Source organism: Pararhodobacter sp. (assembly GCF_034676075.1).
Lineage (GTDB): Bacteria > Pseudomonadota > Alphaproteobacteria > Rhodobacterales > Rhodobacteraceae > Pararhodobacter.
This window is the reverse complement of record NZ_JAUCCQ010000009.1, coordinates 63,022-78,057: the sequence shown is the minus strand read 5'-3', so window position 1 is coordinate 78,057 and position 15,036 is coordinate 63,022. Positions and strand designations below refer to the sequence as shown.

The window sequence follows — 15,036 nt, the reverse complement described above, 5'->3', positions numbered from 1 at the left end:
GCTGGCCACCGGCTCGCATCAGATCACCGCGAGCTATGCCGGTGACAGCAACAACGCCGCGGCCAATGCCACGGCGCTGACCCAGGTCATCAACCCGGTCACCCCGACGCTGTCGCTGGCCTCCTCGGCCAACCCGGCGATCCTCGGCACCAGCGTCACCTTCACGGCGACGCTGACCGGCGGCAGTTCGCCGACCGGCGATGTCGAGTTCTTCGACGGCGCGACCAGCCTCGGCACCGCGCCGCTGACCGGCGGTGCGGCGACGCTTGCCACCGCCGCGCTGGCCACCGGCTCGCATCAGATCACCGCGAGCTATGCCGGTGACAGCAACAACACCACGGCGACTGCCACGGCGCTGACGCAGGTCATCGTCGATGTCACGCCGCCCAGCGTGCAGCTTTCGGCGATCAGCGGGCCGGTGGGCGGGGTCTATACGGCCACGGCGACCTTCTCGGAGCCCGTCACCGGCCTTGTCGCCGCCAATCTGACGCTGACCAACGCCACGGCCACCATCGCGGGTGGGGATGAGGTCTTTACCCTGACCCTGACGCCGCTGGCCGACGGGCCCTTCAGCGTCGCCGTCCCGGCCGGCGCGACCCAGGATCTGGCGGGCAACGACAACACCGCCTCGACCCTGGTGAGCGGGCTGCACGATTCGACGCCGCCCAGCATCGTCTCCTCGCAGCTGACCGGGCCGGTCGGTGGCGTCTATACGCTGCGGCTGACCTTCTCGGAGCCGGTCAACGGGCTCAGCGCCTCGGAGATCGTGGCGACCAATGCCACGGTCACGGTCAGCGGCGCGGGCACCGACTACGTGGTCGAGATCACCCCGGTCCAGGATGGCCCGGTCTCGGTCATGCTGCCAGCCGACCGGGTGCAGGACGCGGCCGGAAACGGCAATGCCGCGGCCTCGCTGGCCAGCCTGACGCATATCACCGTCTATCCCTCGGTGACGCTCAGCACGGCGACGACCGGCATCACCAGCCAGGCGCCGATCACGGTCAGCGCCGCCTTCTCGGAAACGGTGACCGGGCTCACGCTGGGCGAGATCACCGTGTCCGGCGGCAGCGCCACGGCGCTGAGCGGCCTGGGGCAGAGCTATGACATCACCGTCATTCCAAGCGGGGTCGGCGATGTCACGGTGCAGATCCCGGCCGGTGTGGCGCAATCGACCCTCGGGGCGGCCAACCTGGCCTCGAACCTGCTGCGGGTCCAAGGCCAGATCGTGGCCCTGACCGAAGAGCGGGTGACGACCTTCATGCTGCACCGCGCCGATGCGCTGCTGGCCAGCCAGCCCGACCTGATCGCGCGGCTGCGCGGCGGGGCGCCGGGCGGGTTGGACGTCGCCAGCCGCGGCATCGACGGCAGCTTCGCCTTCCGCAATTCCTGGCAGAGCGGCATCTGGGCCGATATCCATGGCCGCTGGAACACCGACGGCGGCCTGCAGTCGGATTACCTGTTCGGGGTGATCGGGGCGGAATTCGTCAGCGGGCCGCGGCTGATCTTCGGCGCCATGCTGCAGTTCGACCGCATGACCACCACCGATGCCACGGGCTTCGTGCGCGGGCAGGGCTGGTTGGTCGGTCCCTATGTGGCGGGCCAGATCGGGGACAATCCGCTGTTCTACGAGGCGCGGCTCCTCTACGGGCAGAGCCGCAACCGGCTGTCGATCGACAACGGCCTGACCATCTCCAGCTTCGAGACCGAGCGCTGGCTGGGCTCGGTGCGGCTGGCGGGCGAGATGACCCGCGGGGCGCTGACGTTCACGCCCAGCCTCGCCATCAGCCAGACCAGCGACAGCCACGACGGCTTCATCGACGGCTACGGCAATGCCATCGCCGCGCAACGCGTCTCGCTCCTGCAGGGCGAGCTGGGGCTCGATGTGCGCCGGGTCTATGCGCGGGAGCGGGGGGTGCTGACGGTTAACGGCGGCGGCTCGCTGGTCTTCTCGGACGGCGGTCTGGAAAACCTGACCTCGACCGCGCCGCTCGCCGATACGCGCGGCCGGGCCTGGCTGGGCTTCGGCTATGACTCGGGCCGCGGGCTGAACTGGACCGGCGAGGTCCGGCTGGACGGGCTGGGCACCGGCTCCATCACGCCGCAGATCGGCCTCACCTGGCGGCTGGAATTCTGATCCGGCCAAGGCCCCGCTTCCTGCCTTTCCAGGCAGCGGCGGGGCCGGGCACCGGAAAGTCTGCAACTGAAGGCTGATCACCACCTTTGGAAAACTTCATACGTCAAGGAATGGTCCGGCGGGCGCAGCGTTGTTGCGCTTGTCAGCGAAATGCGAAGCGGCCGTCCTCCTCGAACATGTAGTTGATCGCCTGTTCAAGGCAAAACGGGCGGACCGGGTGAAGATCGTCTTGTAGGAAGACAGCACCTTCTATGGCAGCGGTCCGCCCATGGTCGACTATCGGTCTGGCGACGGCGTGCGCCGACATCTCGACTGTTTGGTCTCGCTGGCGCTGAACTCAAAGCCGGAGAGACCCTTATCAGCCAGGAATCGAGCGGATTTGATGCGTTGGGCGATAGTTCGGACCTTGCTCACATGAACCGGATTTCAAGCGACATCAGAGACTCGCCCCGAGTCAGTTTTACCGTGTCGCCTGCCCCTCAATCTCGTCGGCGACCGCAACTAGGCCGATCGCAAGCTGGCGCGCTGTTTCAGGGGACATGCGAAACTGCCGGACGGCTGTGGCAGGCAGCGTGGCCCCCGCTATTCGTGGCTGCTCGGCATCTTCCCATAGACGTAGAATGACCACGATAGCACCTGAATTGAAGCCCTCGGTCGCGATCGAACTGTCTATCCATTCGGTGACGACGGTGTCTTCGAGACGGAGGAAGCCATCCGCGTCGACGGTCACGTACCGAGGTCTCTTCATCCGGGATCTCTCCTTCATTTGCCGAGCGAGCCGCTGCATTTTGGTTCGAATTAGCCGCGTGTCAGTGGTCTTGCCGCACTGTGCCACCACTGTCTGCTCCTACCAAGGAAACCCGCATTTGGTGCACAAGGTACCCGGATAGGTAAGGGCGATTTCGGAGGGGTCGGCACGATGGACGCGCTGTCTCAATTCTTCCGGCCTAGGTCATGTTGTCAAATGGCGGAGCCAGAGGCGGATCGACGTGATTTCGATGAAACCGAGGAAGCTTTCGGCGGTCTTGTCGTAACGGGTAGCGACGCCGCGGGCGTTCTTCAGTTTGTTGAAGCACCGCTCGACGAGATTGCTGAGCCGGTAGAGCGTCCGGTCGATGGCCACGGGTAGTTTCCGGGACTTTCCCATCGGGATCACCGGAACGACGTTGCTATCCTCCATGGTTTTGCGAAGCCTGTCAGCGTCATAGCCACGATCCGCCAGCAGGACGCGGGGCTCGGGCAGGTTGCTGTCCATGACCAGATCGAAGCCCAGATGGTCCGAGGTCTGGCCGGGCGTGATGTCCGACCTCATGGACAGGCCGGCACCATTGACCCGCAGATGGATCTTGGTCGTGAAGCCACCACGCGAACGGACAAAACCTTGTCGCGGAGTCCCCCTTTAGCGCCCGCTGCCTGATGATGGGCGCGGACCACGGTGCTGTCCATCATCTTGAGCGCATCCGGCTTTCGTTCAGCGCGTCGCGGTTCTGTTCTCACAGCCCGACCTGGGTGCAGCGCCGGAACTGGCGGTAGACACTGGACCATTTTCCGAACTCTTCCGGCAGGTCGCGCCACGGAGAGCCAGTTCGTGCGATCCAGAAAATCCCATCCAGAACAAGGCGGTGGTTCACGGGCTTGCGCCTGTTCGGGGTGCGGCCGGCAAGAATGAAGCGCTCATGGAAGGACCATTCCTCGGCCGACATCAGGTCTCGTTCCAAGCTGGTCTCCATCGCAGATGCATAGTTGAATTACGATCAGCCCACCCTGTTAAACCCTTTTGTCAACACGACCCATCTGCGGCCTGCTGACAGGCAGTGATGAGCCGATGCGAGATCGGGCGAACTTTCTGAAAGCCAACATCCTGTTTTGGCTGATCGGCGCGACCGATGGTCACGCGAAGAACTTCAGCATCACGCTTTTTCCGGGCGGCCGCTTTGCGATGACGCCCCTCTACGACGTGCTGACAGTCCAGCCATCGCTTTACGCCGGTCAGATCCGGATCAAGAGCATGAGACTCGCGATGCGGGTGGGACAAAGCCGTCACTACAAGGTTTCGGAAATCCTAGGCAGGCACTTCCTCGAGACCGGGCTGGCCGCTGGGTTCTCTCGGGAACAGGTCGCTCGGATCTTCGAGGACATTGTCGCGGAAGCTGAAAAGGCCTTTTCTGCCGCGTTCGCCGAGATGCCAATCGGGTTTCCCGAGGCGCTGTTCGCTTCCGTCAAGGGGGGCTTCGATCAGCGCGTCGATCGACTTGTCGATGACATAGCGTGACGCCACCCCCCGGGGCTGAGCGGATGGCGCGCCAGCTAGTGTTTCGTCATCGCGTGATTTCTCCAGCCATTACAGCCCGGCCGTGCACGGCAAGTGTCGCTGTGAATCGTGGGCAGCCGAACCGCTGGATGACATCGAGCACGCGAGCCTCGTAAGCCGCTTGTCCGATGAGCCGACACAGGTCTGACGCGTGAAACTGCCGGTTTGAACTCGGCGCCGCCTTGATCTGAATGAATAGTTCCCGCTCCCGTGGATTGGTTGCCCGCTCCGGCGCCGGCGCTAACTCCGGTAGGTTCGCCGCGCCAGGTGCGGTTCGCCATCGACGCATGAAGCCGAGTAAGAAGCCTGCCGGAACTTTGTGGTTCCCGCGCGCCCGGTTGAAGGCAAGGAAGCGGTCCCAGATCGTCTGCGTGTCGACGTTCCAGCAAGGCAGGGCCTTCTTTGCAGCCTTGATCAGTTCAGCCCAACAGGTCTGGAAGACGTTCGATCTTGCAGAAATAGTGATCTGTCCAGAGAATACAGTTTTGTTATCTCTTTCTTCAGATAGTGAAGTGTCACCCGTGCCTGACTCGACATCCTGATCTTTGCGGTCTGTTTCAAAGGCCGCGAAGCGGAACAGCCAGGGCGCGAATTTGCCGTTGGGCTTTTCACGCCTAAGCTCCAGTTTGGACGCTTCGAGCTCAGCCAGCAAAACGGTGAGGTATTGACGTGAGATGCCCATCTTCGACGCGAGATCGGCGAGGGTGAACGCGGCTGTCCCGCGCGGCAATCCGTTGTAGCCCTCCTTCCAGGCGTGTCGCGTAGCCCATAATTGTGAGATGAGAAATCCAACGAAATCAACGGCTGTCCTTTGCCCTTAAATATGAGATTTTGCCTTTAATTCGGGAGTGGGCAAAACTTGGTGGTCAGGCTGCCATTTGTGAGACAGCCAATCGCCCATCGAGGACAGCAGCTCTTGTGACGGCGACTTGATGCGCGCCTTTGGGTGACCATCTCATGCGTTGCCGTTTGCCCATCCGAGTATTTCCAATTTCATCGACGCATCCTTCTGCGCGAGAGGATGAAATCGCTAAACCATTCCGATACCGCCAACCATAATCGGTGAGCGTATCGAAGTTGTTGGCCAGGTACGAATACAGTTCTCGACATCGCGCCTTGACCCTCGCCGCCGCTTCGCGGACTTCAGCATCGATTTTGGAGATCCTGCTGCAATCAATCAACAGTACCTTGAGGCGTGTTCCAGCTGTCATGACCTTGCCATGCCAGATACACCACCGCAACGTCTCCGCCGGCTTCTTGAACAGCTCCGGCATACCCGGGAAGTTCTGTGTTTGAAGAAGACCTTTGACGGCATTCTCAATATGCTGAACGCGCATCGAGATATGCCACCAGTCGAGAATGTGGCGCACCGGCCCCTGGACCGCGCGGCGGACCAGGTTTGGCAGTGCTGGCTCGCCATCGGAAATTACCGTAATTGGACGCTGACCGTCCCAACCCTGCGAAACCAGAGCTTGACGGAGTTGCTTGGCCGGAGAACGCGCCGCTTGCTGAACCAGACCGAAGCGACGGCTCATATTGGGACTTTCGATCTTTCCCACCACGACATCAAGATGACGCCGTTGGTATTCTGGCCGACACCGGATGTGGGCGCCGTCGAGAAAGACGGTCAGCGCTTGCGATGTTGCATCTTCATCGACGGCGAGCTCCGCCCGATCATTGGCGCCGATGACTTGGGCGACTTTGCCCAAGCGATTACGCACCGTGGTATTCATCTGTTTCGCGCAGGGCACGAAGGTCTCAATGATGCGCGCGGCTTCCCGGAACGAATGTCGTGCTCCAAGCTCAGCCTGAAGGCGCTGCAGTTCCGGGGTCGATCGATCCGGGAAGTAATGGGCAAGCGGCGAAAACGGACCGCTCTGGTCGACATCGGATATAGCCTTGCAGGCACAGCGGCGAATACGCGGCGCCTTGACATGGACACGACCAAACAACGTGTCGAGAACCCGGGGGCGATAATCATGGATGGCTCTGACCCTGTCGCAGCCCAGGCAGATCCTGCTCTCCTCCGAGACCTCCTCGATCTGATCGAGCATAATAGCGTTCTGCAATTGCCATAACATGGTCTTGGCATCTTCGAGCAAGAGTCCAAACCCCTCGGGCTTGGTTTGTCGGAATGGGCGGGAAATGCAGCCAAGACGATGCGTCTTCGTGGTTCCGTTTTCAAATGTCGTCTCGACGATTATCCGCACATCCATGGTGGTCCCTCTCTCATTGAACCTCCACTATAGACGATCACCCCCAAGTTTTGCCCACTCCCCGCCAAACGCGTCCCGTCTCAGATTAAAGGGCAACGCGACAGCACGCCAGTGATACCCGAATACAGCGCTGTCAGGTGTCTGCATCCCGCAGCTCCCGTAGAGCAGCGAGGTAGCGGTTCATGCGGCGCATGTCTTTTTCGGTCAGCGCGGACAAACGCGAAGCGTTCAGGTTGTCGAGGATGTCGGCCGTCTTGACCCGACGCGCAATCTTGTTGCCCTTGGCGCGCTGAACGAAGGCCACGTACACTGCCTCGCTGTCGCCTTCATCCTCGGGCCGCTTCGTTACAAGGCGCAAGGCGTCGAGCACAGTTGGCGAGAACCCTTCTTTTTCCAGGCGCTCGAATGTCCAGCCGGGGCCGTCTTCGACCACGTCATGCAGGACGCCCACGATCCGTTCGTCGTCGGTCTCCAATGACATCATCACCCGGAGCGGATGTAGCAGATACGGCGCACCGGCCTTGTCGGTTTGTTCCCGATGGGCTTCCGCAGCGATTTCGATGGCACGTTGAAGGTTCAATGGCTTCTCCTGGTTCATGAATGTGATCGTGACCATTCGGTCGATATACAGCGCGATGGTATTCGCACGATGTCGATCTGCTCAACGTCCATGCGTTCGATGCCTGAAGGAAATCGTCTCTCGTCTTTGACGTGAGCCGACACAGGCGGTGTCGCAGGAGCACCGCAAAGTCATCGTGTAATCTCGCCTGCGATCACGGCCTTCCCATGAACCGCGAGTGTCGCGGTGAACCTTGGGCAGCCAAACTGCCGGATGACGTCGACGACCCGCGCATCGTAGGCAGCCTGCCCGATGAGCCGACACAGATCTGACGCGTGAAACTGCCGGTTGCCGCTGGGTGCGGCTTTGATCTGAGCGAGCAACACCCGCTCGCGTGGGTCAGCTGCCTGTTGCGGAGTTGGCGCTTCCGTTGGTCGGCTTTCCGAACCGGGTGAGGTTCGCCATCGGCGCATGAACCCGAGAAGATAGCCGGCGGGAACCCTGTCGTTCCCGCGAGCTCGGTTGAAGGCAAGGAATCGGTCCCAGATCACCTGCGTGTCGACGTTCCAGCAGGGCAGGGCCCTCTTCGCAGCTTTGATCAACTCCGCCCAACACGTCTGGAAGACGTTCGATACCTCAGAAATAGTGATCTGTCCCGAGAAAATAGTTTTGTTATTTCTTTCTCTAGATAGTGATGTGTCGCCTGTGCCTGACGCAACATCCTGATCGCCGTCCTCAGTATCGAAGGCCGTAAAGCGGAAGAGCCAGGGCGCGAATTTGCCGTTGGGCTTGTCGCGTCTCAGCTCCAGCTCAGACGCTTCGAGTTCAGACAGCAGCTCGGTCAGGTACTGGCGCGAGATGCCCATCTTGGATGCCAAGTCGGCCAGCGTGAAGGCGGCCGTCCCGCGCGGCAGCCCGTTGTAACCCTCCTTCCACGCAATGGCGTCGAGGATGACGGTCGCCAGCTTGTGGGCGGAAACGGACAGATCTGTCTGAGTGATCCGCCTCAGGATCAGGCCGGTCGTGGGTTCCATGGTCGGTGTCTCCTGTGAGAGACGACCCCATGCCGAGAGCAAACAACATTATTGCCAGCAAAACAACTTTGCTGGTTGCGGCGGTTCGGACAGTGCGCTAGAAGATCCTTGTTCACGGGTTCTTCTAGTGCGGCGTCAGGCTTTTCGGTCTGGCGTCGTTTCCCTTTTTGGTTCGGTGCACCGTCACAGGCGCAAGATGATCAGGTGCGGACCTGCCCCGGGCCAGGCCCGGCCAAGTTCAGTAGCGGACCTCTTCGAAACCGTAGTTCCCCTCATGATCCCGCCAGTCCACGAAGACCGAGCGGTAGCTGACCCAGTTGCAGTGCCCGGTGTCGGGCAGCTGTGATGCGGGCGGGACGTGGGCAACACTCGACCGTGTCCATCGATAGTCACCCTGCACACCGTAGGATCCGAGGCGCGTGGCGTCGTAACGGTTGCAATCGCCTTCACTGTTTTCGCGTTGGCTGAACTGGATGTGAAAGACGCGGATGCTGCGGACGAAGTCGAAGGCGTCGCCCGAAATGTCGATGTCGGCCTGCTCGTCTGACTGGACTTGGACCAGGGGCAGGGGATCTTGCTGTACGCTGGCCTGGGGCGCCTCTCGGAAGGCGATATCGTAGAGCCGTTCCATCGGCGAGTGCTGGGCAGGGGCGTTGAACGACGCCCCCATAGGGCAACGCCAGATCTGCAAGGGCGGCTCAATCGGCCAGGGTGTGATCCTGCGGATGAAGACCGCACGCGCATGTGCACAGGGTGCCGATGCCGGCCAGCCGCCCGCGAGACAAAGCAGAATGGCACAGTCGACCTGGTAGGCTTGCGCCGGCTCGACCGAACCGACGAGGCTCGATACTGTAACGGCCGCAGCAGCTGCTGCGGTCCGGACCTTGTGATTCATGACGCCGACTCCAGCTATAATGGTGCGGCGATACAAAACAACACTTACGATAGCAAGCGGATTTGATTGATCGCGCGCACCCTGGGCACATCACGCCCCGAACGTAAGGGACGCGGGATAGTACACAACCGTTACGGAGTGCAGATTGCCAAGAGGGCAAGCGGGGACCGGCTTCGACTCATAGCAGCCATTGGCCGGGCAAACGTCAGAATGCTTCAGCCCGCTTGTCGTTCCGAAAATAAGTGGCTGATCAGCCAGCTCCCGCCAGTTCGCCAGTTCCTCGTTTTCCGTGCCTGAGGTCCTCAAGTGCTGCGTAGAACGCAGGCAAAACCAGAAGGATCAGTACTGTCGCAGCCAAGAGTCCGAAGACAACCGAGATCACCAGCGGCTTGAGCGTCTGGGCCTGCGTCGAGGATTCCAGCAGCAAGGGTGCCATGCCCATGATCGTCGTCGAGACCGAGACGAAGATAGGACGGAACCGCGATCGCACGGCTTCGCCTGCGGCCAGCGCAGCTGACAGTCCTTCGGCGCGGCGGGTGTTGATGACGCCGACCAGCAGGATCGCGTTGTTCACCACGATTCCCGCAAGCGAGGCCGCCCCCACCAGCGAGGGCATGGAGATGTTGTAGCCCATCAGGACATGGCCCCAGATGACGCCCAGGAACGCCAGCGGGATGGTGATCATCACGATCAGCGGCTCCACATAGCTGCGGAACTGGAAGCTGAGGACGATGTAGATGCCCACCAGTCCGATCAGGAACCCGCGCAGGATCGAGACGACGGTTTCCGCCGAATTCGCGGCCTGCCCACCGATCTCGAAGATCAGGCCGGGGGTGGCAGCCGCGAGGTCCGGCAGAAAGCCCTCGGCCAGCCGGGCGGTGATCGCGTCGGCATTGCCGATACGGCCGTCCACATCGGCCGCGACGGTCAGCGTACGCAACCCGTTGCGGCGCGTGATGGTTCCCCACCCACGTGCTTCGGTGACGGTGGCGATGCTCGACAACGGCACGGTGCCGCCACCGGGCAGCGCGATCTCGAAAAGGTTCAGGTCAGCGCGGTTGGCGCGGTCCTCATCAGCAAGCTGCAACTCGATTTCCCAGGCCAGATCGCCGCGCCGGATTTCCGCAAGCTGTGTGCCGAGAAAGGCCGCGCGAAGTTGGCTTGCCACATCCGTTGCGGCCAGCCCCAGCGCCTCGGCCCCCGGCGACAGGCTCAGCCGCAATTCGGGCGCGCCCGGGCGCAAATCGAGGATCGCGTTGCGCACACCGGCATAGGTTTCAAGCTCCGCCAGCGTGGCGCGCCCCGCCGCCTCCAGCGTGGCGAGGTCGGGGTGGCTCAGGCGCAATTCCACCGCGATGCCCTGCGGGCCGATCCCCGGCTCGGTCAGGATCAACGAGGACACACCGGGCAGAGTGCCGATTTCCGCGCGCCAGAGCGTGACGATTTCGTCCAACGTGCTGCCGCGTGTCTCGGCGCCGAGCAGGTCCACCGCGACGGTGGCGACATGGGCACCGGCCTCGCCCGCCGAGAGGTTGCGGCCCAGCCGGGTGATGCGGCGGATCACCAGCGGCTGTGCCTGGGGCTGATCGGGGGACAGGCGGGCGTTCGCGCGGTCCAGCGCCGCCTCTACTTGTGCGACGGCCTCGGTCGTGCGCACAAGCGGCGTGCCCGCGGGCAGCATCAGCCGCGCCTCCAGCACGTCGCCGTCGATCTCGGGCATCGCCTCGCGCTTGACCACGCCGCCGCCCAAGGCGCCGACGGTCACGATCAGCGCCCCGATGGCCAGACCGACAACAAGCCAGCGCGCCTTGATCGCGGCGTCTGCCAAGCGGCCCACGCCACGTTCGCGCAGGGCATCGAAACCCGCCTCGAAGCGGATGCGAAAACGGGATGCGGCGGTGTCCTTCATCCCGCCTTTCAGGTGATGGGGCAGGATCAGGAAGGCCTCGATCAGCGAAGCGGCGAGTGCGGCCAGCAGGACCACCGGAAGAACCTCCAGCACCGCCCCCAGTTCGCCTGCCAGAAAGGCAAGGGGCAGGAACACGGCCAACGTCGTCAGGAAGGACGAGATCACGCCGGGCGCCACGGCTGCGACGCCCGCCGCGACGGTTTCGACCGTGGCCCCCTTGGCCGAATGAACCGCGATGGAATCCGTGATCACGATGGAATCGTCCATCACGATCCCGATCGCCATCAGAAGCGCCACCAGCGTCATCATGTTGAGGCTGAGCCCTGTCAGCGCCATCCAGACGAAGGCGCCCGCAAAGGCCATGGGCAGGCCCATCGCTGCCCAGATCGCGAAGCCAGGTCGGAAAAACAGACTCATGACGACGACCACCAGCACAAGGCCTATCACCCCGTTCTGAACCAGCATCACCAGCCGGTCGCGGATGATGGAGGTCACGTCCTGCACCACCTCCACCGTGATCGTGTCGGGCAGGCGGGCGGTTTCCTCGGCCACCAGCGCCGCGACGCCGTCGAGCACCCGCAGCGCGTCGGCATCGAGCGCCTTGGCGACATCGAGCACGATGGCGGGGATGCCATCGACAAAGGCGCGGTCTTGCGGCGGGTCGAAGCGTTCCTCGATCGCCGCCACGTCGCCCAGCGTCAGGGTCGCGCCATTGGGCAACACCAGAACCGGGATCGTGGCAAGCGTCCTGGCTGTATCGCGCTCGGCGGTGAAGCGCAGGGTCAGCTCCGCGCCCGGCCCCTCCAGTGTGCCTGCGGGCAGGTCGATGTTCTGCGCGGCGATGGCGGTGGCGAGCGTCGTGGGTGTCAGCCCGTGGCTGTCGAGCACGGCGCGCTCCGCAATGATGGTCAGTGTCCGGGTGCCGAGGCCGCCGCGCGTGACGCCCGCGACACCTGGTAGGGCGGTCAGCCGGTCCAACAGCGCGTCAGCGTAGCGGTCCAGCTCGCCCAGAGGCAGATCGCCCGAGATGGCGACCGATGTGACAGGATCCGAGCGGTGCAATTCGCGCACCACGGCAGGATCGGCGCGGTCGGGGAAGGTGTCGATGGCGGACACCTCGGTGCGCAGCGAATTGACGAAGCGCAGCGCATCGTTACCGGGCGCCATGGTTGCCACGGCCCGCGCGCGACCAGTCTGGGCCGTGCACGTGAAGGTTTCCAGCCCCTCGACACCCTGCACTCCGTCCCAGAGCGGCGCGCAGATCGCGGCTTCCACATCCTCGGCTGCAGCGCCCCGGTAGGGCACGGTGACCTCGGCCTCGACGGCGCGGAAATCGGGGAAGGTTTCGCGCAACAGGCCCGGCGCGGCAAAGATGCCCGCTGCAAGGAACAATAGAAGCAGCAGGTTGCCCGCCGTCGGGTGGCCCGTGAACCAGCGTATCATGGCTGGACCTCGACCGGGGTCAGGGCCATGCCGGGAATGGCCGGCGCGATGTCGTCGATCACCACGCGTTCGCCCGGCGACAGGCCAGCGGCGATAACGACGCGGCCATCCTGCGCGAAGGCGGCGGTGACGGGGCGCAATTCCAGCAAGTCTTCGGGGCCAAGGATACGCACCATGTCGCCATGCAACGCCGCCTCGGGGATCGCGATGAGGCCTGTCATGGAAGCGCCCGAAAAGGAAAGCTGCACCTGCATGTTGGGCACCAGCGGCAGGCGGCGGGGCGGGTCCGCGCCCTCATAGGGGTCGTCAACCCTGACCACCACCGGCACGGTGCGCGCACGGGCATCCAGCGCGCCCTCGATCCCGACAACACGGGCGCTCCAGATCTGCCTCGGGTCCGACAGAGGGCTAAGCGTCACTGCAATCCGCGTGGCGGGCATGTCGCGCATCATGTCGGCAAGGGTGATGCCCTCCGGTGCATCTCCCAGCAGCTGTCGAAAGCTGTCGATGGGCAGATGCGCCACGACCTCGGCCGCCGCGATCCCGTCGGCACGGATCACCACCTGACCGGGGGCGACGGTCTGAAACAGCTCAGCATTCACCTCGGTTACGCGCAGGTCGAACGGCGTCGTCAGGGTCGTGCGGTCGAGCGAGCGGCGCGCCCGGTTGATGGCGGCCTCGCTGCGCGCGACCTGTGCCGCGATCCGCGCCTCGCGGGAGGGGATTAGGGCGAGCGTGTTCTCCAGTTCCGCCACCGTGCGGCGGGCCAGAAGGGTCGCGCGCTCGGCCTCGTCGGCGCGCGATTGCGGAACGGCGCCTTGCGCGACGAGTGTGCGCGTGCGTTCCAGATCGGTCTCGGTCAGGGCCAGCCGGTTCTGTTCCAGCGAAAGGATGCGCCGTGTGTTGTCCGCCTCTGCCGTAAGCTGCACGCGCTCGGCCTCCAGCACCGCGAGGTCGGCCTGCGATTGCGCCAGCGCCAGCTCGTAGTCGGCGGGGTCGGTCCTCAGCACTCCCGTCCCCGCCGGGATCAGGCGACCGGGCTCAAGGTCCGGATGGCGCCAGATCACCTCGCCCTGCACCTCGGCCACGGCGACCCAGGTCTCCGCCGCGCGCAGGCTGCCCCAAGCGGTCGCGGCGGGCCGAATATCCTGCGCCGCGACCGTCATCACCCGAACGGGCAGCGCGGGCGCGCCGCCCCCGACCTGCGCGGGGCCGGGGGCAGACGCGATCATCCAGACCGCCGCGGCAATGCCGAGCGCGATGGGTGGCAGCGCCAGGAGCGGGGCGAGGCGCATGGGTTCAGCCCTGCGCCCGGCGCATCCGCGCCAGCGTGTCGTCGCGCAGGATGAACTGGTGGTTGAGCGCGCCAATCACATGCAGCGCAACCAGCGCCAGCAGGATGATCTTCATCACGTTATGCCCCTGCGCCGCGGCCTCGACCCCGCCGAACCACGCGACAGACCCGCTGAGTGGCATAAGGATCATCAGCGCGTAAAGCCCGACATGGGTGAGCTTCGCGAGAATGCCTTGTACCTTGCTGGCCTCGATCGCCGGGGGCACGCCGCGCCTGGCGCGCAGGGTCAACCGCCACAGCGCGAAGATCATCACCAGCGCGCCGCCCGCCACATGGGCCAGCACGAGCGGGTCGAACCCAGCCTCCAGCCCATCGGTGATGCGGTCCCATGCGGCCGACATCGCGTCCTTGAAAAGATATTGCTGCGCGATCAGTGCGAAGATGAGCCAATGCAGCGCGATCTGAAGGCGGGAATAGCCGGTGGGGGCGGTCTTGGCGGGCATGGCTAGGATCCTTTCGGTCAGGGTGCGCGACTCGGGATAGAGGTTGCGGTTGTCAACAGTATATGTTAGTGACTTATAACTAACAAGAGGTGACTCATGTCGGGCCGTCAAAGTGCTGAAGAGAGAAAGGCGCAAATCGTGGCCGAGGTTCTGCGACTGGCCGACGAGATCGGACCCGACCGGCTGAGCACCACGGATGTCGCGCGTGCCATCGGCCTCAGTCAGCCTGCGATCTTCCGGCATTTCCCCACCAAGGGCGCGCTCTGGCTGGCGGTGGCCGAGGATATCGCTGACCGGTTGCAGAGTTACTGGGCTGCGGCCGAGGCAGGGGCCACCGGGCCGCACGAACGCCTGAAAGCGCTGATCGGTGCGCAGCTGTCAGCCATATCCGAGACGCCAGCCCTGCCCTCGATCCTGTTCTCGCGCGAGTTGCAGGTGGACAATCAAGCCCTGCGCGACGTGTTCCGGGGGCTTCTGGGCGCTTTTCAGGGCCGCCTTGTTGCCGTGATCCGTGATCTTCAGGCTGCGGGCGATCTGAAGCACGACGTCAGCCCGGAAGATGTCGCCATCCTGTTGACGTCGCTGGTGCAGGGTGTCGCCATCCGCTGGACGCTCGGCGCCCGGGGCTTTGCGCTCGTGCCTGAGGGGTTGCGGCTGTTTGACGTGCAGATGGAACTTCTACGCGCGAAGGAGGGCGCTTGCGATGCCTAGAACCAGTCTGACGCTCCGCATAGCGGG

General features: G+C 63.8%; 11 protein-coding genes and 2 pseudogenes. 3 read left to right on the top strand and 10 right to left on the bottom strand.

The annotated features are described in order from the left end of the window. A partial coding sequence (locus VDQ18_RS05610; RefSeq protein WP_323020009.1) for an Ig-like domain-containing protein occupies window positions 1–2,134 on the top strand: 2,134 nt, incomplete at its 5' end. Window positions 2,135–2,594: 460 nt separating this feature from the next. On the opposite strand, the gene VDQ18_RS05605 is transcribed toward VDQ18_RS05610, so the two are convergent. Continuing rightward, window positions 2,595–2,864 (bottom strand): hypothetical protein, encoded by a 270-nt coding sequence (locus tag VDQ18_RS05605; RefSeq protein ID WP_323020008.1) that lies wholly within the window; start codon window positions 2,862–2,864, stop codon window positions 2,595–2,597. A 222-nt stretch (window positions 2,865–3,086) separates the two neighbouring features. Continuing rightward, window positions 3,087–3,864: pseudogene (locus VDQ18_RS05600) on the bottom strand (IS5 family transposase). A 47-nt stretch (window positions 3,865–3,911) separates the two neighbouring features. On the opposite strand from VDQ18_RS05600, the gene VDQ18_RS05595 reads away from it, so the two are divergent. Next, window positions 3,912–4,406 carry a HipA domain-containing protein gene (locus VDQ18_RS05595; protein WP_323020007.1) on the top strand — a complete coding sequence of 165 codons (495 nt, stop codon included), beginning with the start codon at window positions 3,912–3,914 and terminating at the stop codon, window positions 4,404–4,406. 46 nt (window positions 4,407–4,452) lie between these two features. Here VDQ18_RS05595 and VDQ18_RS05590 read toward each other — a convergent pair. From VDQ18_RS05590 to VDQ18_RS05555, 8 genes and pseudogenes are all read right to left on the bottom strand, one after another. Continuing rightward, window positions 4,453–5,199: pseudogene (locus VDQ18_RS05590) on the bottom strand (hypothetical protein); the annotation flags it as partial. 112 nt (window positions 5,200–5,311) lie between these two features. Then, window positions 5,312–6,661: an ISKra4 family transposase gene (locus VDQ18_RS05585; RefSeq protein ID WP_323020006.1), complete on the bottom strand. Its 1,350-nt coding sequence runs from the start codon at window positions 6,659–6,661 to the stop codon at window positions 5,312–5,314. Window positions 6,662–6,794: 133 nt separating this feature from the next. After that, a complete protein-coding gene (locus VDQ18_RS05580) occupies window positions 6,795–7,259 on the bottom strand; it encodes a bifunctional (p)ppGpp synthetase/guanosine-3',5'-bis(diphosphate) 3'-pyrophosphohydrolase (RefSeq protein WP_123644149.1) in 465 nt (154 codons plus the stop codon). A gap of 152 nt (window positions 7,260–7,411) precedes the next feature. After that, window positions 7,412–8,254: a hypothetical protein gene (locus tag VDQ18_RS05575; protein WP_323020005.1), complete on the bottom strand. Its 843-nt coding sequence runs from the start codon at window positions 8,252–8,254 to the stop codon at window positions 7,412–7,414. A gap of 238 nt (window positions 8,255–8,492) precedes the next feature. After that, window positions 8,493–9,149, bottom strand: a complete 657-nt coding sequence (locus VDQ18_RS05570) for a hypothetical protein (protein WP_323020004.1) — start codon at window positions 9,147–9,149, stop codon at window positions 8,493–8,495. A gap of 250 nt (window positions 9,150–9,399) precedes the next feature. Then, window positions 9,400–12,501: an efflux RND transporter permease subunit gene (locus VDQ18_RS05565; protein ID WP_323020003.1), complete on the bottom strand. Its 3,102-nt coding sequence runs from the start codon at window positions 12,499–12,501 to the stop codon at window positions 9,400–9,402. After that, on the bottom strand, window positions 12,498–13,796 hold the full coding sequence (locus VDQ18_RS05560) for an efflux RND transporter periplasmic adaptor subunit (RefSeq protein WP_323020002.1): 1,299 nt from the start codon (window positions 13,794–13,796) through the stop codon (window positions 12,498–12,500). The genes VDQ18_RS05565 and VDQ18_RS05560 overlap by 4 nt, the downstream gene beginning before the upstream one ends. A 4-nt stretch (window positions 13,797–13,800) precedes the next feature. Continuing rightward, window positions 13,801–14,298 (bottom strand): cytochrome b, encoded by a 498-nt coding sequence (locus VDQ18_RS05555; RefSeq protein WP_323020001.1) that lies wholly within the window; start codon window positions 14,296–14,298, stop codon window positions 13,801–13,803. Window positions 14,299–14,436: 138 nt separating this feature from the next. Here VDQ18_RS05555 and VDQ18_RS05550 point away from each other — a divergent pair, with 138 nt between their 5' ends. Continuing rightward, entirely contained in the window at window positions 14,437–15,009 is a 573-nt protein-coding gene (locus VDQ18_RS05550) for a TetR/AcrR family transcriptional regulator (RefSeq protein WP_323020000.1), read from the top strand. The last annotated feature ends 27 nt before the right edge of the window (window positions 15,010–15,036 follow it).

Coding starts and splice junctions, on each gene's coding strand:
- VDQ18_RS05585 (WP_323020006.1), bottom strand. CDS start 6,661: ATGGATGTGCGGATAATCGTCGAGACGACATTTGAAAACGGAACCACG.
- VDQ18_RS05580 (WP_123644149.1), bottom strand. CDS start 7,259: ATGAACCAGGAGAAGCCATTGAACCTTCAACGTGCCATCGAAATCGCT.
- VDQ18_RS05575 (WP_323020005.1), bottom strand. CDS start 8,254: ATGGAACCCACGACCGGCCTGATCCTGAGGCGGATCACTCAGACAGAT.
- VDQ18_RS05570 (WP_323020004.1), bottom strand. CDS start 9,149: ATGAATCACAAGGTCCGGACCGCAGCAGCTGCTGCGGCCGTTACAGTA.
- VDQ18_RS05565 (WP_323020003.1), bottom strand. CDS start 12,501: ATGATACGCTGGTTCACGGGCCACCCGACGGCGGGCAACCTGCTGCTT.
- VDQ18_RS05560 (WP_323020002.1), bottom strand. CDS start 13,796: ATGCGCCTCGCCCCGCTCCTGGCGCTGCCACCCATCGCGCTCGGCATT.
- VDQ18_RS05555 (WP_323020001.1), bottom strand. CDS start 14,298: ATGCCCGCCAAGACCGCCCCCACCGGCTATTCCCGCCTTCAGATCGCG.